Annotated in this window: 19 protein-coding genes; 17 read left to right on the top strand and 2 right to left on the bottom strand. The window is 40.1% G+C overall.

The window, feature by feature from the left end:
* Positions 1-104 precede the first annotated feature (104 nt).
* The 12 genes from Ga0466249_RS21725 (at position 105) to Ga0466249_RS21670 (ending at position 14,355) form a co-directional block, all read left to right on the top strand.
* The gene (locus Ga0466249_RS21725; protein ID WP_215831592.1) at positions 105-1,526 is read left to right on the top strand and encodes an MFS transporter; all 1,422 of its coding nucleotides are present in this window, start codon (positions 105-107) and stop codon (positions 1,524-1,526) included.
* 48 nt (positions 1,527-1,574) lie between these two features.
* Positions 1,575-2,360 (top strand): SDR family oxidoreductase, encoded by a 786-nt coding sequence (locus Ga0466249_RS21720; protein WP_215831591.1) that lies wholly within the window; start codon positions 1,575-1,577, stop codon positions 2,358-2,360.
* Positions 2,361-2,375: 15 nt separating this feature from the next.
* Positions 2,376-3,425, top strand: a complete 1,050-nt coding sequence (locus tag Ga0466249_RS21715; RefSeq protein WP_215831590.1) for a zinc-dependent alcohol dehydrogenase — start codon at positions 2,376-2,378, stop codon at positions 3,423-3,425.
* A 46-nt stretch (positions 3,426-3,471) separates the two neighbouring features.
* Positions 3,472-4,350, top strand: a complete 879-nt coding sequence (locus tag Ga0466249_RS21710; RefSeq protein WP_215831589.1) for a transketolase — start codon at positions 3,472-3,474, stop codon at positions 4,348-4,350.
* 3 nt (positions 4,351-4,353) lie between these two features.
* Entirely contained in the window at positions 4,354-5,319 is a 966-nt protein-coding gene (locus Ga0466249_RS21705; protein WP_215831588.1) for a transketolase family protein, read from the top strand.
* A gap of 171 nt (positions 5,320-5,490) precedes the next feature.
* Positions 5,491-6,507 (top strand): zinc-dependent alcohol dehydrogenase, encoded by a 1,017-nt coding sequence (locus Ga0466249_RS21700; protein WP_215831587.1) that lies wholly within the window; start codon positions 5,491-5,493, stop codon positions 6,505-6,507.
* A 132-nt stretch (positions 6,508-6,639) separates the two neighbouring features.
* A complete protein-coding gene (locus Ga0466249_RS21695; protein ID WP_215831586.1) occupies positions 6,640-7,737 on the top strand; it encodes an MFS transporter in 1,098 nt (365 codons plus the stop codon).
* Between the two features lie 219 nt (positions 7,738-7,956).
* Complete coding sequence (locus Ga0466249_RS21690; RefSeq protein WP_215831585.1) at positions 7,957-8,586, top strand: cobalamin B12-binding domain-containing protein; 630 nt, start codon at positions 7,957-7,959, stop codon at positions 8,584-8,586.
* A 64-nt stretch (positions 8,587-8,650) separates the two neighbouring features.
* A complete protein-coding gene (locus Ga0466249_RS21685) occupies positions 8,651-9,757 on the top strand; it encodes a uroporphyrinogen decarboxylase family protein (RefSeq protein WP_215831584.1) in 1,107 nt (368 codons plus the stop codon).
* A 62-nt stretch (positions 9,758-9,819) separates the two neighbouring features.
* A complete protein-coding gene (locus tag Ga0466249_RS21680; protein ID WP_215831583.1) occupies positions 9,820-11,100 on the top strand; it encodes a hypothetical protein in 1,281 nt (426 codons plus the stop codon).
* A gap of 195 nt (positions 11,101-11,295) precedes the next feature.
* Complete coding sequence (locus Ga0466249_RS21675; RefSeq protein WP_215831582.1) at positions 11,296-12,393, top strand: NAD(P)-dependent alcohol dehydrogenase; 1,098 nt, start codon at positions 11,296-11,298, stop codon at positions 12,391-12,393.
* Between the two features lie 12 nt (positions 12,394-12,405).
* Positions 12,406-14,355, top strand: coding sequence for an oxidoreductase (locus Ga0466249_RS21670; RefSeq protein WP_215831581.1), 1,950 nt, complete (start codon positions 12,406-12,408; stop codon positions 14,353-14,355).
* 90 nt (positions 14,356-14,445) lie between these two features.
* Here Ga0466249_RS21670 and Ga0466249_RS21665 read toward each other — a convergent pair whose 3' ends face one another.
* Positions 14,446-14,613, bottom strand: a complete 168-nt coding sequence (locus tag Ga0466249_RS21665) for a hypothetical protein (protein WP_215831580.1) — start codon at positions 14,611-14,613, stop codon at positions 14,446-14,448.
* A gap of 383 nt (positions 14,614-14,996) precedes the next feature.
* Here Ga0466249_RS21665 and Ga0466249_RS21660 point away from each other — a divergent pair, with 383 nt between their 5' ends.
* Positions 14,997-15,599 carry a hypothetical protein gene (locus tag Ga0466249_RS21660; protein ID WP_215831579.1) on the top strand — a complete coding sequence of 201 codons (603 nt, stop codon included), beginning with the start codon at positions 14,997-14,999 and terminating at the stop codon, positions 15,597-15,599.
* A 120-nt stretch (positions 15,600-15,719) separates the two neighbouring features.
* Here the strand turns inward: Ga0466249_RS21660 and Ga0466249_RS21655 are convergent, their stop codons facing one another.
* Complete coding sequence (locus tag Ga0466249_RS21655) at positions 15,720-16,844, bottom strand: response regulator transcription factor (RefSeq protein ID WP_215831578.1); 1,125 nt, start codon at positions 16,842-16,844, stop codon at positions 15,720-15,722.
* A gap of 416 nt (positions 16,845-17,260) precedes the next feature.
* Between Ga0466249_RS21655 and Ga0466249_RS21650 the strand changes: the two genes are divergently transcribed.
* The 4 genes from Ga0466249_RS21650 to Ga0466249_RS21635 all read left to right on the top strand — a co-directional run bounded on the left by Ga0466249_RS21650 (position 17,261) and on the right by Ga0466249_RS21635 (position 21,159).
* Positions 17,261-18,010, top strand: coding sequence for a LytR/AlgR family response regulator transcription factor (locus Ga0466249_RS21650; protein WP_215831577.1), 750 nt, complete (start codon positions 17,261-17,263; stop codon positions 18,008-18,010).
* Positions 18,011-18,367: 357 nt separating this feature from the next.
* Positions 18,368-18,883: a transcription termination/antitermination NusG family protein gene (locus Ga0466249_RS21645; RefSeq protein WP_246588958.1), complete on the top strand. Its 516-nt coding sequence runs from the start codon at positions 18,368-18,370 to the stop codon at positions 18,881-18,883.
* A 23-nt stretch (positions 18,884-18,906) separates the two neighbouring features.
* On the top strand, positions 18,907-19,710 hold the full coding sequence (locus Ga0466249_RS21640; RefSeq protein WP_215831576.1) for a thioesterase II family protein: 804 nt from the start codon (positions 18,907-18,909) through the stop codon (positions 19,708-19,710).
* A gap of 156 nt (positions 19,711-19,866) precedes the next feature.
* Positions 19,867-21,159 carry a peptidylprolyl isomerase gene (locus Ga0466249_RS21635; protein ID WP_215831575.1) on the top strand — a complete coding sequence of 431 codons (1,293 nt, stop codon included), beginning with the start codon at positions 19,867-19,869 and terminating at the stop codon, positions 21,157-21,159.

Genomic DNA, 21,159 nt, shown 5'->3' with positions numbered 1-21,159 from the left:
TCCTAAAAAAAACACACAAAAATGAGCACATAAACCTCTAGAATTATCTTGTGAGGACTAAATGGATCTCATGATGCGAGAAGTAAAAAGGAGTTGTTGGGTTAATGACAAGTACGGAGGACTTGTATGAAAAAAGTGGTTCCAGTCCTGGTTTCTACAAATTGGGTCGAAAAGAAGTTATGGGGTATTCACTTGTTGATTTTGCTATGAATTTGGTTTTTCAGTCAATCCTCATGTTTTTAACTTTTTATTATACTGATGTCTATGGATTAACGGCTGCAGAACTTTCCGTGATGTTCCTTATTTCCCGAGCCTGGGACATGATATGGGATCCTGCCATAGGGGTAGTGGCAGAAAGACTTAACCCCAAGCACGGCAAGTACAAAAGTTATCTCCTCTACGGAGCAGTTCCTTTTGGCGTAGTTGCTATTATGACTTTTACTGTACCAGAATTTAGTCATGTGGGTAAGTTGATTTGGGCTTACGCCACCTATAATTTATTAATGACTTTGTATACGTTTATCATTAATCCTTATGTTTCCTGTACTACTGTTATGACAGCTGATCCTATGGAAAGGACGAAACTTAACTCGGTAAGAATGACGTTAGCTCAGTCCGGCGGTGTTGTAGTTGCTTTATTTATTCCGGTGCTGTCCCAAGTATTTGGGCAGGGTGATATGGCGAAAGGCTATCAGCTTACGATTGCTTTACTTGCCGTTATTAGTTCATCCATCTTGCTTTACAGCTATACTACTTTGCATGAACGCATTAAAGTCAACTCTCATTTGGATCCGGTTACGGTAAAAGAGTGGTTTCGGCAAATTACCCATAATCAGCCAGGTATTATCATATTTTTGTTGTTTTTGGGCGTCTATGCATTTTCAACGATTCAGTCGGCGTCTGGCATTTACTTTATGACATACAACGCTGCCAGGCCTGATCTTGTGCCGCTATTCTCCATTCTAAACGTATTGCCGTCAGTTGTGGCAGTGCCTTTTGTACCTTTACTTGTTAGAACCATTAAGAAAAAAAATACGGTTGCCTTGGGGCTGATTCTAGGGGCTATCGGTTCCAGTCTAATGTACTTTATTCCGGTCATACAAATTACTTTGCTTATGATCAGCAAATCTATCGCCGCCTTAGGCTATGGTGTGTTGATGGGGATTCTATGGTCTATCTTGCCGGATACGGTGGAATATGCGGAATACAACACAGGCAAACGCTATCCGGCAGTGGTATATACTTTGATTACGCTTGGCTTAAAAGCAGCCTTGGCTATCGGCGGGGTAATCCCAACGATTATTTTAGCCAGTGTTGGTTATATTCCTGCCGCACAACAAACGGCAACAGCCTTGGACGGTATTTTGTACATGACCTCTATTTTGCCCTGTGTTGTTTGTATTGTGACTTTAGCCATTTTCATGTTCTTTTATCATTTGACTGAGGAACGTGTCACAAGCATAATGAACGAATTAAACGAACGAAACAAAACCAAGCTGGATGCCAGCCAGGCTGAGTCTGTTTAGGAAAGCCGAAAACTGAACAAGAGAGAATATATTTTGGAGGGGTTAAAATTGTCAAAAAAATTGCAGGACTTTTCATTGGACGTATTTTCTTTGCAAGGGAAAGTCGCCATCGTAACCGGTGCCAATCAAGGTCTCGGTATGGCCTATGCGGTGGCTTTTGCCAAAGCGGGAGCTGATCTTTTCATACCTCACTATACTGCTGATGTATCCGAGATTAAGGAACTCATTGAAGAAACGGACCGAAAAGTTGGCTTTCTTCAGGGTGATCTAACCGATTCGCAGTACCGGGAGGAGGTGGTTGGTGCCTGTTTGGCTAAATACGGAAAAATCGATATTCTGGTCAACAATGCGGGGGGGAGTATCTTTGGCGAGTTCTTGGATTATCCTGATTCAGCTTGGCAAAAAATCATTGCTATCGACTTGAATGCCGTGTACTACCTCAGCCACAGTGTGGTTAAAGAGATGATCAAGCAAGGTTCAGGCAAAATTATTAATATTGGCTCAGCCCTCTCGTTTACCGCCGACAAAAAATGTCCGCCCTATACAGCCAGTAAACATGCAATCCTTGGTTTGACAAAAGTTTTTGCCAACGAGGCTGGTCCTTATAATATTCAGACCAATGCCATAGCTCCCGGCTTTTTGGCTACCGATGTCAACAGAGAATTGCGTGAGGACAAAAATTTTTATAATAAGATCACTAACCGGATTCCTGGCGGTCGCTGGGGCGAACTTTACGATTTGATGGGTACTGCCGTATTTTTGGCAAGCAGCGCCTCGGATTATATTAATGGCTGGACCATCAATGTCGATGGCGGATTTACGACCACATTATAAAAGGAGGCTGTTTGTATGAAAACCATTGCGGCTGTTAAAATCGGCAGTCTGAAGGATCCCAATGAGCAGACCAGAGGGCGCGTAGCGGTACTTGATTTTCCCGATCAGAAACTAGGCGACGAGGATGTCAAAATCAAGGTGGCCTATTGTGCGATCTGTGGCTCAGATCCTCATTTAGTGGAAGGTATTTTCGATCTGAAGCCGCCTTTTGGTCTCGGACATGAAGTGTCCGGCGTTATTGTAGCTTTGGGGAAGCACGTTACTAAGAAAGGTCTTAAGGTCGGCGACCGGGTAGCAGGTAATTTTTTGAAGTTCTGTGGTACTTGTTATTACTGTCTAAATGGACAGGAGCAGTTTTGTAAAAATGCGAATGATTCCAACAGACCTGGCATGGCGGAATTTATTGTATGGCATGAATCCCAGGTATGGAAAATTCCTGACAGTGTCAGTCTGGAAGAGGCTTGCCTGCTAGAGCCGATATCCATTGCGGTCAGAATTCTGGATAAAACCAAGATGAAGGTTGGTCAGCGAGTCGCTATTTCCGGCGGCGGTCCTATCGGTCTGTTGACCCTTCAAATGCTGAAAATGTTTGGAGCCACTTCTTTAACTCTCATTGAACCAATTAAAGCCAGGCAAGAACTGGCGTGGGAATTCGGTGTGGAATATATCATTGATCCTGTAGATCAGGATGTATGTGAGCAGGCTAAAAAAATTACTGACAACCGGGGCTATGACCTAGTAATCGAGGCATCCGGTTCTCCTAAGGCTGCTAATGCAGCGTGTGATATTGCCGCGAAAGGAGGTACTGTTCTCTACATTGCCATGTTCCCTAAAAATTACGAAATGCCCTTTAATTTATATGATAAATGTTATTTCAATGAGCTTACCGTTTCCGGCATATATGTGGCTCCCTACGCTTATCCGCGGGCTGCCCAGATGCTCCCCAGAATGAATCTGCAACCATTTATTCAAAAGATTTTTACCATTGATCAGGCCGAAGCGGCTTTTGCTGCCCAGGTTAGCGGTAAGTATATTAAGATACTGATTAAATGCAACGATTTTTGATCAGCGGCAAGCCGAGTAAGATAAATCAAAATAAAAGGAGATGCCAATGATGTACAATTATAATTTGAATGTCGACATGGAACTTGTACAGCAACTGGAATGTAAAGCGGTAGAAATTAGAAAAATGCTTTGCAGTTTTATCTATGAGATCGGTATGGGGCATTTGGGGGGAGAACTGTCTGTTACTGATATGGCGGTAGCACTGTATTACAAATACATGACTTATGACCCTAAAAACCCTAATTGGGAAAAACGCGACAGGCTGATATTAAGCAAAGGTCACTGCGGAGAAACTTTGTATACTATTTTTTCTGATCTGGGCATGTACACCATGGAGTACATGATAGAACATTTTGAGACGCTAAAAACGGCTAAATTCGGTATGCATCCCAACCGGAAATATGTAGAAGGCATCGAAGCATCCACAGGTTCCTTGGGTCACGGCTTATCACTGGCCACCGGTCTGGCTTTGGGTGCAAGAATGTCGAAGGCGCCGTGGCGAACGTTTTGTATCATAGGCGATGGAGAAATACAAGAAGGTTCTAACTGGGAGGCATTTATGGCAGCTGGCCATTATAAACTGGGTAATTTGGTGGCTATCGTTGATAAAAACGGTCTTCAGATGTCGGGTTCTACTAAAGATACGATTGATGTCGATCCACTGGGGGACAAAATCAAGGCTTTTGGCTGGGATGTTATCGAAATCCAAGGCAATGATATGTATGAAGTTTGCAATGCATTGCAGTCTTTGCTGCCTGCAGATCCTATCACACGAAGACGGCCCATTTGTATCATATCGAACACAACCAAAGGTCAAGGCGTTGATTTCATGGAAAACAATTGTGCCTGGCATGGTGGTGGTATTGCCAAAGCTCAGTTAGATGAAGCTCTCGTATCCATAGAAAATTGTAGAAAGGTGAGATGAATCATGGCAGTTGAAACCACTTTTGATTTTAATCAGATGTTATCATCCGCAAGAGAAGCCTATGGAGTTGAATTGATGAAAATGGTGGATGAAGGCTTAGATTTTGCCTTTACCTGTTCCGATAATGTAGCATCGTCGACATCGACTGGCAAGTTTATGAGGAAATATCCTGAACGCTGTGTGAATGTGGGAATTGCTGAAGCCAATCAGGTGGGTATATCGGCAGGTCTGGCTCTTTCTGGGAAAATCGTATTTTCACAGGTATTTGGACCCTTTCTTCCCTTGCGGGCAGCCGATCAAATCCATACGGATATAGCCTATAACGATGTGCCAGTCAGGTTGATCGGTACTCATTCCGGGGTTACATCCGGCGGTGGGCCAACTCATAATGTAATCGCTGACCTGTCTTTCTATCGCGCTGTGCCTAATTTAACGATTGTCGTACCGGCAGATGCCAACCAATGTGCCCGAGTGGTCAGAGAGTCCATGAAGTATCCAGGCCCTATGATTATTCGCATTGCCAGAGGCGCCGAACCGGATGTATACAAGAATAATGATTATGAATTTACTATCGGCAAAGCTATTACTATCAAGGAAGGTAAAGATCTTACTTTGATTGGTACGGGGAATAGCGTACACTGGTCGCTTATGGCTGCCAAAGAATTGCAGGAAAAAGGCATCACAGCCAGAGTCATTGATATGCATACCATCAAGCCCTTTGATACTGAAGCTGTTTTACAAGCTGTCAAAGCGACGGGCTGCGTAGTGACGGTGGAGGATCAGAGTATCAATGGTGGGCTTGGCGGCGCTGTGGCCGAAGTGATTGCGGAAGCCGGCATCCTTTGCAAGTTTAAACGAATCGGTCTGCCTGATGAGTTCTCTGTCATCGGCGATCCTGACGAGATTTACAAGTATTATGGGTTGGATGGACATGGAATTGCTGAGACCGTAACAAAACTGTTTTTTTAAATAGCAAAGCTTCAAAACAAGTTTAGATAGAACGCAATAAAAAATGGAGCAGCAGAGGATATGAGAGCGTTAATCAAGAGTTAGCGGTGGGCGTTCATGACTTCTGCTGTTTATTTACTTCTTTATTGTGTTAATTATAGAATCCACTATTCGATTTGAAAGGATGGTTTTATGTCAACAATGAAACAGTTATGGTTTGCTGCTGAAAACAGAGTGGAACTTCGCGAAGTGGAGATTCCCAAAGTAGGACGCAATCAGGTCAAGATTAAAATCGCCTACACAGCCTTGTGCGCAACGGATATTCATCAGGTTTCGATGGGTTTACTGGGCGCCAAGCCGCCAATGCCCTTAGGACATGAAGCTTCCGGCGTGATTGAGGAACTCGGGGTAGGCACGGAAAACAGCGGTTTGAAAATTGGTGATAAAGTATGCCTTTATCCAACTATAAACTGTGGAATTTGTCCGGCCTGTAAAAAAGGGGAACCTCAATACTGCAAAAATTTCAAAACAACAGGAGCATTTGCCGAATATGTGGTTACTGACATCAGCGCAGTATTTAAAATTCCGGATGATGCCGATTTAAAGAAGTATTGCCTGGCTGAACCTGCCAACTGTACAATTCGCGCGATGGATCTGGTAGGCATCAGACATGGCTGCTCGGTTGCTATTTCTGGAGTGGGCGGCATCGGCTCGATTATGCTGAACATGATTTTATTGAGCGGGGGTGTTAAGATTACGGCGATTGATCCGGTTGAATCCAAGCGCAAATTGGCATTGGCTATGGGTGCGCAATATGTCATTGATCCGATTGATGAGAGTATCGAAAAACGTGCCGACGAGATTACCAATGGGTCTGGCTTTGATTATGTGTTCGAAATGTCCGGATCTCCTAACGCTGCCGAACCGGCTCTGCAAATTCTGGCTAAATGCGGAACGCTGGTATACTTTGCGGTTTATCCGCCGAAATATGAAATGCCTTTAAATTTATACGATTTATACATGAAAGAAGGCCGCATCCAGACTGTGTTTACAACCAATACCATTATGCCACGCACAATCAGCCTGATTCCAAGATTGCAACTGGATAAGATTATCGGTAAAATAATGCCGCTTAGCGATGGGGTTGAAAGTTTTGAAGTATTTAAACAAGCAATTTATCCTAAGATCTTGCTGGACTGCAGTAATTAGTGTTTGAGCAACCGCTGCGGTCGGCTGGCCGAATGCGGCAGGGGGTGTGTTAAAGTTGAATATTTGTTAAAAATCGGAAATGAAAATTGATTTTCCGATTAAAATGAAATTGTTTGTAGTAGGAGAAGAAAGGTGAATGAGCTGTGCTTTACGGTGCTTCCAACGCAATCGGCCGTAGTCAAGGCTTGTTATTCACTGGCCTGTTATTTTCTCCTAGTAACGATTTATGCCTGCGTAAATAATCCCTATAGCGCGATGCCGGCAGCAATGACTCTTGACGGAGACACCCGGTCGAGTCTGGCTAGCTATCGCATGACTGCGGCCTTCATCGCAACATTGATTCTTTCACAGTTCATGCTTCCTTTTGTAGAACGGATGGGGCAGGGGAACCAAGCCAACGGGTTTTTCTTCGCAGCCCTTACTTTTTCGGTTATTGCTTTTCCCTTTTATCTGTTTTGCTTTTTTAATACCAAGGAGGTCGTTAATGTTCCGTCGGAAGATTTTGATTTTCGTAAGTTGATGAAAGTGTTGAGCGGAAACCGGCCGGTTTGGATTATGTTAATCACCTTTGTCTTCTGGGGGTTCTACGAGGCATCGGTCGGCGTTGTCAAACTGTACTATTTTACTTATTTCGTTGGCAATCAGTCATTGTTTATTTTTAACGCCGGCCTTTTGTATCTGGGGCGGGTATTTGGTGCATTTTCGCTTTCAAAACTGGTCACCAAGGTGAATAATAAGCGAACATTACCGATGATCAGTTTTTTAATCAGTGGTGTGTTGATGATTATTATGAATTTTTTGCCTGTACATACTCAGGCAGGGCTTATCATTTATAACATTATGACTTTTATCACGGGTATTGGCGGCGGCCTCGGTTTGGCGTCAATGTTTGGCATGGTGCCAGATACAACCGAATATTCCCAAAATAAATACCATGTTCGTGTCGCCGGTTTTATCTCATCATTTATTAACTTCGCATTTAAAGTCGGGATGGCACTTTGCACCGCCGTTATTGGCTGGGTGTTGGGATTTTTGGGGTATTCCGCCAATCTGACCCAAACTCCAACAGTTTTGAGCGCCATTAATATCTGCATGAATCTGGTTTGTGGCATCACTTTGATTGCCGGAGGTATTCTTATGGCTTTTTATGATCTGGATAAAAATAAATTTTCACAAATGGTTGATGAACTGGGAAGCTCAGATGTGGATTCAGTGGGATCGGCTAAATAAATTTTCCGTGGCTGGGCTCAACAGCAAACTGAAATAATTGAATGCATTATGGTGTTATTGGGTACCGACCATTCTGAAAGCAGCGCAGCACACTAACCATCGCATGTTTGGTAGCTAGCTGTTATCTGCATAAAGGTATTGTATGTCAAACTAAGCTTAGAGACTAACGGTTTCATTTTGTTTTTTGTCTTAAACAAAACGAAAGGAATGATCATAAAAATGGCAAAAACTGATTTGGCTAAAGCGATGGCGGAACTTGATGAAGAGCTGGTAGTGGCAGGAGTTACAGAACAACTGGCTGGCGATGTTCCGGCTATCGACGTCCTGGCTCAATTGCAGCAGGGTATGGAACAGGTGGGGAAACTTTACGAAGCAGGTGATTATTATTTGTCCGAACTGATTATGTCGGCTGACGTGTTTTCCACGGCTGCCGAGCTGTTGGGATCGGCTTTGACGGCAGACGGTGCTTCGAAAAAATTAGGCACCATGGTTTTGGGTACAGTCAAGGACGATATCCATGATATTGGTAAAAATATTGTTGCCACTATTTTAAACTGCAATGGGTTTCAAGTTGTGGATCTCGGCGTGGACGTCCCCATCTCCGATTTCGTAGCTGCGATAAAGACCCATAAACCACAAGTTGTCGGGATGTGCTGCCTGCTGACAACGGCGTTCGACGTAATGAAGGCAACCGTCGCCGCCGTTAAGATGGCCGACTCTTCTGTCACCATACTAGTTGGCGGTGGTCCGGTAGACGCAAGTGTCTGCAAGTATGTTGGCGCTGACAAATACTGCCGAAACGCCTATGATGCAGTGGCAGCCATCAGGAAGGCCGTGGGAGTGAATTAATCATAAGATATTAATTATACTCATCACGCCGTTAGCTCAGAATAAGTTGAGGAGTGGATTAATCATGAAAACAGCACAACAATTACTGAAAGAACGCACGGAAAGATTGAGAAAGACGATTGCCTTTGAAAAAACCGATCGAGCTCCAGTTTTCCTTAATGGGGATGCTTTTTTCGCCAAGCATGTAGGCATGAAGCTATCGGAGTTTTGCGCAACTATGAAAGCGTCCCATAAAGCCATTCTTGATTCATTTAAAGATTTTGGCGATGTTGATGGAACAGGCAGTACTTTTGCGACGGCAACGATGTTTCCACTAATGTTTTACACTAGGATCAAATTGCCGGGGCGTGAGCTTCCTGGTGATACTCTGTGGCAACTTGACGAACGGGAAATGATGACGGTGGCCGACTATGACACTATTTTGAATAAAGGCTGGAAAGATTTCAGCTATGATTACTTGAAGAATCGGTTAGGCATTGATCTTGATTCGCTAGTTGCCCAGCTGACAGATGTTCCGCAATTTAAGAAAAATTTCGAAGCTGCCGGCTATGTGGTATATAGTCCCAGCGCATCAATCACAGTAAATGAATTCTTGAGCGGTGGACGATCTTTCCCAAAATTTATGCGAGATCTGTTTAAAATGCCTGACAAGGTGGAAGCTGTTTTAGATGTCATTCTTGAAGAAACGCTGGCCGATTTTCGGCAACAAATACGTGCTGTTAAACCGTTGGTCGTATTTATTTCGCCAGCTCGGGGGGCCAGCCAATTTTATTCACCGAAGCTATGGGAACGTTTCGTCTGGAAATATTTGAAGGCAACTGCTGAAATGGTCATTGAAGAAGGTGCGGTAGCCGACCTTCACATTGACGGTAACTGGGAACGCGATCTGGAATATTTCAAAACCTTACCTCGACAGAAATGCATCTTCGAGTTAGACGGCGCAACCAATATCTATAAATCGAGAGAAGTTCTCGGCGATCACATGTGCATTAAAGGGGATGTTCCCGCCGCCTTGTTGGCGCTTAGTACTCCTGATGAAGTATATAACTATTCGGCTAAATTGGTTAAAGATTTGGGCCCCGGCTTTATTCTAGCTTCCGGTTGCACCATACCGCCGAATGCAACCGACGAAAACGTCAAAGCCATGATTGCTGCCGCCACCGGTAAGTAACCAGGGAGTAGTGATCTTAGTCAAAATGAGAAAGTAAAAAATAAAATAAGAAGGTGGGAAAAATGATAGGAAAACGACTGGTTGTATTCTTGAGCGGTGTATTCTTATTCTGCATGGCGGGAACGGTCTTGGCCGCAGAGGGGGCAGACAGTTCCTCTAACAATGATTCTATCGAATTGAAAGCCGAATTGCAGGATATTCGGCTGCGCGTCAAAGCGCTTGAAGCCGCACTGGCCGCCAAACAAGATGAACTGGATAAAAAGAATAAAAATAAGAGTGAGCTTACTAATTTAGATGTTCGCGTAAACAATTTGGAAAAAAAAAGCGAGAAAAATGATAAGTTGAGTGATACGTTATCTATTTCTGGATTCCTTCATTTATCAGACCAATATTGGAATAATAGTGGTGACTTTAAACATATTACGGCTAAGACGGGCGAAACGCCGCACACGAACGATGGTCATTATCCGGCAGTGGGTATTGACTTGTATATCAATTACAAAGTCAATGATAAATGGCAAATAAAAAGTGAAGACGAAGTTGTTAGAGATTTAAGAAGCGGTGGTTACTGGTCTAATGGGGCCGATGGCTCAGTAGCTGCTTCACAGCATGCTGATCAACTGTATGCAGAAGGTATTGTTGGTGCTACTACTCTTAAAGCTGGTAGATTCGATTACGGAGCTGCTTATGGCCTGATAGTAGCACCGGGACGTAGTAAAGGGATAGATGGCGTTCAATTTGCCTTTGGCAATAAAATAAAAACGATTCTTACTTACGGCTATTATGGGCAAGCTTGGTCTGGTATTGCGATCAATTCCAATATTATTTCGTCGGCAACAGATAACCGCTATGCTGCTCTTGAATTTGACACACCCCTTTCACAAGATTCCAATTTTAAAGTTGCTTTTCATAACATAAGAAATGATGGTTCAGACCTCACAGTCATGTTACATAACATTAATTTGTGGGAAGTTGGCGCAGATAAGCTGATTGCTAAAGATTTGCAGCTATTTGCCACTTGCGGCCAATCGAATGCATCTACCCAAAATAAAGCCTATGCAGCCGGGTTGACCTATAAGCAGGTTGATATCAAAACGCCTGGCTCCTATAGCATTACGGCAAGTTATCTCAAAGCAGAAGCAAAATCATCGATAATGCCTCCTGCTTCTAATTACTGGGTTTCTAAATACGATTGGGGTCTGGAAGGTCCTGAACTAAGTGCCGTGGCTATGTTCGCTAAAAATCTGGGGATGAATGTTTGGGCTTCCTCCCTCAAAGCGACTGACGGTATTCACAACGGAAAAATAAATACTGTAAAGGCCCAATTTAGCCTTTACTTCTAAGTAAAGCGAGCAATGTAAATTTCACATCCATTGCAAGAAGCACGGGTTTACATTGGTATTCACCATGGTTTTATGCGATAACATGAAATCACATACATCCCCGTGCTCTGTAGTTTTCGACTAATAAGGTAAGGCACAGACGATATTTTCACAACGTTTTGTGCCCGGAGCGTAGCGAAAGGAATGGTCATAATAATGAAAATTGAGGCAGCAGTTGTTTTTGAGAAAGGACAACTATTTCAAATTAAAGAACTACAATTAGATGCCCCAAAACTTAATGAAGTACTAGTTAAAGTAATAGCTTGTGGTGTTTGCCATACTGATGAAGTTGCACGTCAACAAATTATACCAGTATTTCTTCCTGCAGTATTTGGTCATGAAGGTTGTGGAGTTATTGAATCAGTAGGTCCAGGTGTTACTAATTTTAAAAAGGGAGATCGTGTTGGTTTATCTTATGGATATTGTGGTACATGTGAAGCATGTCGTTCTGGTCATCCTTATGGATGTGAAGAAAACCGCCATTTAAATTTCTCTGGAAGGCAATTCGATGGAACTAAACGTATTCATTATAATGGTAAAGAAGTATCTTCATTCTTTGGACAGGGGGTATTCGCTACATATGCGGTTGTTCATGTTAATAACTTAATTCTTGTACCAGACGGTGTGGATTTAGCTATGGTTGGTCCTATGGGGTGTGGTATCCAAACAGGTGCGGGAGCAGTTTTAAATTATTTAAAACCAGATCCTGCAAGTTCTATTATCATTACTGGATGTGGTCCGGTAGGATTAAGCGCTGTCATGGCAGCTAAAATTGCTGGATGTACAACTATTATTGCTTGTGATATTGTAGATTCTCGTTTAGAAATGGCTAAAGAATTAGGCGCAACTCATACAATCAATAGTAAAAATGTTGAAAGTGTAGTTGATGAAGTTAAGAAACTAACTCGTAGTGGAACAAACTATGCTATTGACTGTACAGGTATTGGAACATGCTTAAGACAATCATTAAATTGTACACGTAGTTTAGGTACCTGTGTTGTCTTAGGTGCTACACAAGAACTTACAATTCATGTAGAAAATGAATTAATGGGAGCCGGAAAGAAATTAGTAGGTTTGGTTGAAGGATGTTCTATCCCACAAATCTTTATCCCGAAATTATTAGAATATTATAAAAATAACAAATTTCCATTTGATAAATTAATTACTTATTATGACTTCAAAGATATTAATCAAGCATTTGAAGATACTCATAAAGGCAAAGTTATTAAAGCTATATTAAAAATGAAAGACTAGGAGGTAATAATAATGAATCCACATTATCCACATCTAGGTAGTCCTATTAAGATTGCTGGATTAACATTAAAAAATCGTATGGTAGGTGCACCAATTTCAATTCCAGAAATTGGACCAGATGAAAACTTAACAAGAGATAACTTGGCTTTTTATGGCTTGCGATCAAAAGGTGGAGTTGCAGCTATTACAATCAGTGAGGGAATTGTCCATAGTGCTACAGGAAAAACTCATACGAAACATATTCTATTAGACACTCGTATGAGTTTACCTTCATTAACAGAATTAGCTAGTATGGTCCATCGTCATAATTGTTTGGCTTCTATTGAGTTATCACATGGAGGTAAATATGCTGGTAACCGTAGCCAAGCAAACGAAAAAGCTAAGCGTTTTGGTCCTATTGATGAGATTTGGCCAGATGGTACACATGTCTATGAAATGCCAGAAGAATTAATTCTTGAAATTGCTGATAGTTTTGGTAACGCAGCAGCCATGGTTAAAGAAGCTGGTTTTGATATGATATTAGTTCATGGTGGTCACGGATGGCTACTATGTCAATTTATGTCTCCTAACACTAATAAGAGAACTGATAAATGGGGTGGAAGCCTCGAAAATAGAATGCGTTTTCCATTGCTATGTATTGAAAAAATTCGTGAAGTAGTTGGACCTAATTTCCCAATCGAATTTCGTATGAGTGGAGCAGAATATACTGAAGGTGGCTATGACATTAGCTATGGTGTTAAAATTGCTCAAGCATTAGATGGTAAAGTAGACTTAATTCATGTATCTGCAGGTGTTCATGAAAATAGGGACGCATTTGTTATTACACATCCTTCTGTCTTTATTGAACATGGATGTAATGTCCACTTAGCAGCAGAAATTAAGAAAAATGTTAAAACTCCGGTTGCTACATTAGGTGGATTAAATGATCCTGATATGATGGAAGATATTATTGCTAGTGGTAAAGCTGACATTGTTGAAATGTGTCGTCAATTAATGGCTGACCCTTTCTTTCCTGAAAAAGCGTTAACTGGCAGAAAAGCTGATATTACTAAATGTTGTCGTTGTTTTAGCTGTTTTGGTGCTTATATGACTACACGTACAACTGTCTGTGCATTAAACCCTATGATTGGTAGAGAAAGAGAACATGAATGTGCTTTTTCTCCAGCAACACCTAAAAAGGTATTGATTGCTGGTGGTGGTCCTGCTGGTATGTCAGCAGCTTTACAAGCTGCTGCTCGTGGACATCAAGTTATTTTATTTGAAAAGAATAGTCATTTAGGTGGTCAATTACTTTGCGAAGAATATATTCCATTTAAACAAGATTTATTTAACTATTCTCAATTATTAGCAAAGAGATTAGCCGAAACAAATGTAGAAGTACGTTTAAATACTGAATTAACTCCCCAATTAGCTCAAGAATTAAATGCAGATATGATTATGTGTGCAGTAGGAGCAGTACCTGTTGTACCTCCAATCCCAGGAATTGATATTAGCGGTAAAGTAGTAGGATTAGACGCTATTCATCAACCTCAACCAGCGGTTGGAGATAAAGTAGTTATTTTAGGTGGAGGATTAGTAGGTACAGAAACAGCTATTTATTTTGATAGTCTAGGAAAAGATGTTACTGTTGTAGAAATGAAAAACGATTATGCTCCAGATACATCAGAAATGCATAAAATTGCCTTAGAAGTAACATTAAAGAAAGGTCATGTTAAAATGCATTTAAATACAAAAGCTAAAGAAGTCACTGAGGAAGGGTTATTATGTATAGATAACAATGGAAATGAAGTTTTATATTCTGCAGATTCTATTTTTATTGCTGCTGGTATGAAACCAAATTCAGCATCTGTTGAAGCTCTACGTTATGCTGCACCTAGATTCTTCCAAGTTGGAGACTGTTTTAAAGTGGGTAAAGTATTAGAAGCAGTTCATGGTGGTTACTACGGTGCTTTAGATATCTAACATTAATTGGGCGTTCTTAAAATAGAACATATTGTAAAAACCAAGCGGCTCTCTTAGTAATCAATAAGCCACACCCTTTAATCCTCTGAATTAGACACGAAACTTGCTAACAGACTCCTGAAGGACTTGGCGATTTTCTTTAACAGCGACGTTTTTGTTATTAATTATGCTCCAAATATTATAACTTCCAAGAACGAGTGCCATAAAAGCGCACATACCAGCCATGACAAGAATTAATTTGTACTTTATTTGTTTCACTCATTTGTTCTCCCCCAGGATATCTTTAGTTTACGCAAACCAGCCTAGCCAGACTCAATGCTTTTATGGCTTGCTCTCCCGGAAAAGGTCGCTTTGAAGAACGATTAAATGAACTGCCGCTACAAACTTGTACAGCTTTTGTGCAAATGTATCGGCAGTCTTTATTTTCATTATGTCGAACGAAAATTCAAATATACATTCATTGATAAGATGAAGAATCTGATTTTTGAATGGTAAATTTTTCATGGCGAAAAATGTCGAAATCAGTGTATTTTTGAGTAAAAAATGGTAAAATCGCCCATATGGGCGATAGTAATGCTGAATCAAGATATAGTATATTGAAGTTGTTCAAGGCAAGAGGGTAAAAATTGTCTGGAGGTAGTATGATGGATAAGATTACAATGCATTTGGCAAATACTGAACAGGACGTACAAGAGGTATATTATGTTAGACGTGAGGTTTTTGGCAAAGAGCAAGGGTATCGTAAGCAAGATTTAGTAGTGGGGAGCAAACCGAATGAGTATCATATATTATGTAAGAAAGGTGGTGTACCCATTGGCGCTGTAACTTGCGAACAAGGTAATTCTTTAGGTTCCATCTCTTTGGAGCAGTATTTTGATCTAAAACCCTACTATGAGCAATATGGAATGGTAATGTATTATTCTAGGCATGCGATTATCAAGGAATATAGGGGAACGACCGTAGCACTTGCTTTATATTATTTTCTTTGGTTATTTGCAAAATATCGGAGTTGTGGTTTTGTGGTCAATGTTTCTAGGAAGGATAATAAGTCAGTGATAGCCATTATGCCCAAACTGGGGTTTAAAATAGCCGGAGAATGTATATATGGTTCTATTGGAGAAGTTTGTGTGTGGAAGGCTGAACTTAATGATTTTTTATATGATCTCGATGCACGCAAATCTCGAGCGCTTCATGGTATTATGCCTCGTATTGAACTACCGGAAATCATGCAGAGTGTATCTTAATACTAGCGATAATTTTGAAAAAGTGTTATATAAGATAATAAGGTAGAGCAAGTGAAAAAAGAAGAATAGCTGTGCTTTCGCTAGCGAAGGCTCAGCTATTCTTCTCATGCAATGGACAATCTATTGTATAGTATATAGATCTTCAACTGGACTGAATTTTTTATATTTGTTGGAATAATTGGTGGAAAGAAGCGGTGACAAAGCCTTAACGGCGAGGGCAGCACGCGACGGCGTGCCTGTTTTTAGCAGCATATTTTTTATATGGGTTTTTACGGTATTAAGGCTGATTATTAACAACTCGCTTATTTCCTTATTGGTTTTTCCCTGTGCAATCAGTTTAACGATCATTTTTTCCCGTTCAGTGAAAAGATCTTTATATCCCTTTTTTATGTTTTGGTGGGCTTTTTTATCATAGTAGTCAAAGACAATCTGAAGATAATGCTCTTCATTATGGCTATAGGAAAAGCAACTGTAATTTATTTTGGTATACTTATAATCAATTGTTCCGGTCTGGGTTGGCATATAATACGCATCATGGTGAAAGAAGGCAAATTCACGGCAGATTTCTTGCAAACGGCTATATAAGTTATAACAGAAATTTTGCTTAAATAGCAAATTTGCTCGCTGATTGACATAAATACAATGAAGGTTCTGGTCAAAAAAACATATTCCCTGATTGGCATGTTCCAATACATCCCAGGCTCCGGAGTAGAGTTCCGCCATTTGAAGTTTGGTGTACACTGATTGGATGTGGCCGCTTAATAAATAGAATAGTGTCATTTCGCTATTGCTGAAATCGTTTCGGGATAGTTTTCGGTACATGCAAATTCTTCCCGTAAATCTTCCTTGAGTTACTACATTGATTACTGCCATATGATAGAGATTATTAGCAAGATATAATTCGGCGAAACTGGGGGATTTCTTCCAAGCACTAAAATAATTAGAATCGGATCTGCGTTCAGTAGGTAATATATTTGAGGTAGAAAATAAATGATTTAAATGAAAGTCGTGTTTTTCATATGTCTTTTTGTAGTTTTGAAATATTTTAGGGTCTGTATCTAATAATTTTCCACAGGTCACACTGCGTGTAGCAGGATCGGGATGGAAATAGCCGCCATTATCATATAGAACTAGCTCTTGCAAACTGCGTAACAAGGTAGTCTCAAAAAGGTCAATATCTGTACATTCGTGTATTGTTAGAGCAATTTTATTAAAACGTACCAACTCAGTTTCTGAGATATGCATGTGAAATACCACCTTTATTTATTTGCTCATAGGCTAGGGAAATCTTATTGTTACATTTCGAAATAAATTAAATATTCCCTTCTAAGCTTTGTAAATTGGGGACGAAAGGAATAGTATAAGTCACCCATGTGGGTGATGGTGAAAGTTAAGCTGATGTAGTACGATTAGTTTTAATGAACTCTTTCTTGGAATAATTATTATTTCTTAATTAACTTAATTAAGCTGAATTTTTAAAATGATTATATAATATTAAAATGAAAGGGGGTGCTATCCATATTGCCCTGGATTCTTGCGCTATTGTACGAAGGGGGGGATTTACTGACGTGCTAACGTTTGTAGCTTGCTTTTCGCCGTCATATACAATTAAATGGTCACAGGACAGTAAAGAAGAGTAACAGGAGGTAGAGTAATTTACCATGTTAAAAGTAATTATTGCTGATGATAACTTTTTTATGCGGCAGGTTCTGAAAGACGTTCTCGTGGAAATCCCTGAAGTAGACATTATTAGTGAAGCAGAAGATGGACAACAAGTGGTTCAATTGGTTGAAGAACTGGATCCTGAAGTTGTATTTTTGGATATTGATATGCCCGGAAAGAACGGTATTAAGGTGGCCAAAGAAATTTTAGATATTAATTCTAAGATTTTTATAATTTTTGTTACAGGTTATAGTTGCTATACACATGAAGCTTTTGAAGTTTATGCGTTTGATTATTTAGTCAAACCTGTTGATAAGGGACGAGTCCGGCGAACGATAAATCAAATTAAGATTTTTACAAGAGAGAGGATTCAGACGGGACTTTTGAAACGGGCAAAATCATTGTTACAGGGTGAACATTCTAAACTAAAAGTTTTGTCCAATGAAAAAAGTATATTTGTAAATATTTCAGATATTATTTTTGTGACACGCAGCGAGCGTAAAACCATAATTTATGTTGTGGGAGGCAGTGTGATACAAACGAATGAGCCGCTTCAGAGTTTGGAGAAACGATTGGAACATTATCAATTCTTTCGTTGTCACAAGGGTTTCATTATTAATCCAAGTATGGTGCTGGAAATTTTTCCATGGGGCAATAAAACTTATCTGGTGAAGTTAGCAAATACCAAAGAAACAGCATTGATGACCGTGGAGCACGTGCGGGAATTTCAAAAGCAATATTGTATATAAAAATAAAATAGTATTGTTCAAGTCGTAATCCTCTTGGGAGAGGGCAATGGTTAGTAACTTATTGTCTTTTTACTAAGAGGATTATTTTTTTGAAATTTTACTGCAGAATCAACTGTTTAAAGATGATAGTGGTAAATCGACTTTATGATCAAGTAAATGGGCTTTTTCGACAATAGCTATGGTAATGTTTTGGAATATTTGATAAAAAAGTAAATATAAAGAGGTTTTAACAGCAATGATGATTAAAAAATTCTCTCAAATTTTTACTGCGGAGGCGCGTAAAAATATTGGGAGAACGTTATGCTTTTCTGCAATGGGGATGTTTTTTTTAGTCCTTAATGGTCTGTTTATGCTGTGATGGAGGTGAATATTATCGGATGGTATGTATTGCGTACTTCTGTTGGTAAGGAGGACGTAGCATTAAAGATTTTACGAAAAATGTGTTTGGATGTAGAATTTATTTTTCCTCGGCGAAGAATAAGCTGGCGGAAACAAGGTCGGATTATTCAATTAATACGACCCTTGTTTGAAGGGTATTTTTTTGTTGTCTGTTCTGAAGAGCAGATTACAGTATTTGACCGATTGCTACGAATAAGCAGTTTAAATATTGCTTGGTTAGTGTATAGTGCTGGATCATTGGTTCCGATTCTTAATGAAGAGAGGCAGTTAATTGAGCGGTTGATCGATAGTGAAGGGATTGTGGACGTGAGTACAGTTAAGAAACAGAATGATCAACTGGAGATCGTGGATGGGCCGTTGGTAGGATTAGAGAATATTATTAAGAAAGTTTCGGGCCGAAAACGCCGGATAACAATAGAAATTTCCCTATTAGAAGAAAAAAGAAAGGTAGAGCTTGAGGCAATTTTACTTTAATACCGAACTAGGAGGCGACCAGAATGAATACAGTACGTTCATTAAATGCCTGGATTCCATATCGAAGGCCGAGCTATAAAAGCCGATTGCGTCTTTTTTGTTTTCCTTATGCAGGCGGTAGCGCTTCAGTTTTTCGTGAATGGATTGATTCTTTTCCGGCGGGAATAGATGTCTGTCCTATTCAATATCCCGGCAGAGAAAAAAGAATAACTGAGCCACCGTTTACATTAGTGGAACCGTTAATTGATGCATTAGTCAATGGTTTATCGCCAGAATTTAATATTCCTTTTGCTTTTTGGGGGCATAGTTTGGGTGCTTTGATTAGTTTTGAACTGGCCAGACGACTTCAAAAGCGGGGAGTTTATCCTGTTCATTTATTTATATCGGGCTATTGCGCTCCTGTAATAGCGAAAAGAAAGTTTCCGATGCATTTGTTGCCAGATGTTGAATTTGTAGAGAGATTGCGCGCATATCATGGTACTCCCGAAGTTGTATTAAACAACAATGAATTAATGAGGGTGTTATTGCCCACGCTCAGAGCCGATTTTGCACTTCATGAGACATATGTATATCCATCTGCTGCTCCGCTGAATTGCCCTATTTCCGCTTATGGGGGAATAAAAGATCCAGAAGTGTATTATCATGATTTGGAATTGTGGAAGATGCAGACTATACAGAACTTTAAATTACAAATGTTTCCTGGCGATCATTTTTATATACATTCCTGTCGTAGACAGTTAGTTAATTCGATTATTAATGATTTAATATTGGATTATAGAAAATCTTCTTTAGAGCAGGAGGGTATAAATACTGGAACGTGGATTTAAATTGTTGTGGTTAAAAAGTGTCACTTCGTTAATTGTGGGTTTAAAATAATTAAAGTTAACGCCTTAGGCGTTTTATTTTTTTCGGTACATACTTTAGGGTTTGCTGAAAAAGTTTCATTGCTAGCAGACCTTTTAAAATAATAATGGGGTGGGAATATGGAACTGGTCCAACTGGCGGGGGTGTATTTTCTCGGGACAGAAGAATATAATTTTTCGAACAGTATGATAACGACAGTGATTCTGAAAGAGAAAATTGATAACGATCAGTTGGTTTCAAGTTATAAAAAGCTTATTATTGACAATCCGTTACTGCAGACGAAAATTGTGGAATGCCCTGGACACAGTAGATTTTATTGGGGACGGTTTTCATCTGAGGAACTGAAGGGGCGGCTTGATTTTGAAGAAGGACAACTTGTTCAAATGATTGACCGGGAGACCCTTTTAAGCCAATATTATCCGACCAATCAACGGCTTCCCTTTTGTTTATCAATTGTAGATGAAAATACGGTAGTTGTTAGTATGAATCATATTTTAGCAAATGGGCGGGGGTTGGTATTTTGGATTCAGAAATGGCTTCAATATTATAGGGGCGAAAACAGTGCCGATCAGGAGCAACTGGGAAAGAAGTCTATCTGGCAGACGAGTCTGCATATGCTGAATAAACTGGGTGCCTTTTTGTGGCTGCCGGTTTTTCTTACTGATTTTATTTTGAAATCCGGTAAAAATGCAACGCGGGATACTGTGGATTTAAGTTACGGAAAAAAGCCGCGTCCAAGTAACGATTATGTTGCTAAGGCGTATACCATTCAACCGGAAGATACGCAAGAAATCCTGCGGCGGTGCAAATTAAAAGAATTGACGTTAACTGAATATCTGTGTGAAGTTTTGGCCCGGGCACTTTTGCAGTATGATCAGAGGAAAAACCGTGTTTTACTTTCTATTCCAATGGATTTGCAATCACTGGTACCTTACTCGCCAAAACAAACGCCCGGAAACTTGATTGCAAGTCTTCCGGTGCAGTTCTTTCGGGGAAAAGAAATCGAAAAGCAGGTAAAAACCGTATTTAAGTGGTTTAAACGGGGAATTCCTTTTAGTTTGTCTAGCACGATGGCTATCACTTACACATATGTGAAAGCTAAAAACAAATGTTTGAGTTTGTGCAAAAAAACAATACCTGAACGAACGATTCTGGGGGATTTTTCCTTAACTTATTCCAATTTAGGCGTGATATCCTATCCGGTTATGGAGAAAACAGTGGATTCCATTTATTTTTGTTTCAAATCACAATCAATTTTATTAGTTTCTTCTTCTATATCTGGCAAGTTATGTATGGAAATATCCTTTTCGAGAGATCTTTACAATGCAGAGGAAGTATTCAATTTGTTTGATAAAGTGCTGACTGTAGAATATTTGTTGAATCCGAAACAAGAATTTAAGGAGGAAATATAA

The sequence above is a fragment of the Pelorhabdus rhamnosifermentans genome, from assembly GCF_018835585.1.
Classification (GTDB): Bacteria; Bacillota; Negativicutes; order UMGS1260; family UMGS1260; genus Pelorhabdus; species Pelorhabdus rhamnosifermentans.
The sequence above is the reverse complement of the archived record's forward strand: the minus strand, read 5'-3'. Positions and strand labels throughout refer to the sequence as shown.

What these genes read in the sequence shown, in the direction of transcription:
- Ga0466249_RS21725 (WP_215831592.1), top strand. Translation starts at nt 105, where the DNA reads ATGACAAGTACGGAGGACTTGTATGAAAAAAGTGGTTCCAGTCCTGGT.
- Ga0466249_RS21715 (WP_215831590.1), top strand. Translation starts at nt 2,376, where the DNA reads ATGAAAACCATTGCGGCTGTTAAAATCGGCAGTCTGAAGGATCCCAAT.
- Ga0466249_RS21710 (WP_215831589.1), top strand. Translation starts at nt 3,472, where the DNA reads ATGATGTACAATTATAATTTGAATGTCGACATGGAACTTGTACAGCAA.
- Ga0466249_RS21705 (WP_215831588.1), top strand. Translation starts at nt 4,354, where the DNA reads ATGGCAGTTGAAACCACTTTTGATTTTAATCAGATGTTATCATCCGCA.
- Ga0466249_RS21700 (WP_215831587.1), top strand. Translation starts at nt 5,491, where the DNA reads ATGTCAACAATGAAACAGTTATGGTTTGCTGCTGAAAACAGAGTGGAA.
- Ga0466249_RS21690 (WP_215831585.1), top strand. Translation starts at nt 7,957, where the DNA reads ATGGCAAAAACTGATTTGGCTAAAGCGATGGCGGAACTTGATGAAGAG.
- Ga0466249_RS21685 (WP_215831584.1), top strand. Translation starts at nt 8,651, where the DNA reads ATGAAAACAGCACAACAATTACTGAAAGAACGCACGGAAAGATTGAGA.
- Ga0466249_RS21680 (WP_215831583.1), top strand. Translation starts at nt 9,820, where the DNA reads ATGATAGGAAAACGACTGGTTGTATTCTTGAGCGGTGTATTCTTATTC.
- Ga0466249_RS21675 (WP_215831582.1), top strand. Translation starts at nt 11,296, where the DNA reads ATGAAAATTGAGGCAGCAGTTGTTTTTGAGAAAGGACAACTATTTCAA.
- Ga0466249_RS21670 (WP_215831581.1), top strand. Translation starts at nt 12,406, where the DNA reads ATGAATCCACATTATCCACATCTAGGTAGTCCTATTAAGATTGCTGGA.
- Ga0466249_RS21660 (WP_215831579.1), top strand. Translation starts at nt 14,997, where the DNA reads ATGATGGATAAGATTACAATGCATTTGGCAAATACTGAACAGGACGTA.
- Ga0466249_RS21655 (WP_215831578.1), bottom strand. Translation starts at nt 16,844, where the DNA reads ATGCATATCTCAGAAACTGAGTTGGTACGTTTTAATAAAATTGCTCTA.
- Ga0466249_RS21650 (WP_215831577.1), top strand. Translation starts at nt 17,261, where the DNA reads ATGTTAAAAGTAATTATTGCTGATGATAACTTTTTTATGCGGCAGGTT.
- Ga0466249_RS21645 (WP_246588958.1), top strand. Translation starts at nt 18,368, where the DNA reads ATGGAGGTGAATATTATCGGATGGTATGTATTGCGTACTTCTGTTGGT.
- Ga0466249_RS21640 (WP_215831576.1), top strand. Translation starts at nt 18,907, where the DNA reads ATGAATACAGTACGTTCATTAAATGCCTGGATTCCATATCGAAGGCCG.
- Ga0466249_RS21635 (WP_215831575.1), top strand. Translation starts at nt 19,867, where the DNA reads ATGGAACTGGTCCAACTGGCGGGGGTGTATTTTCTCGGGACAGAAGAA.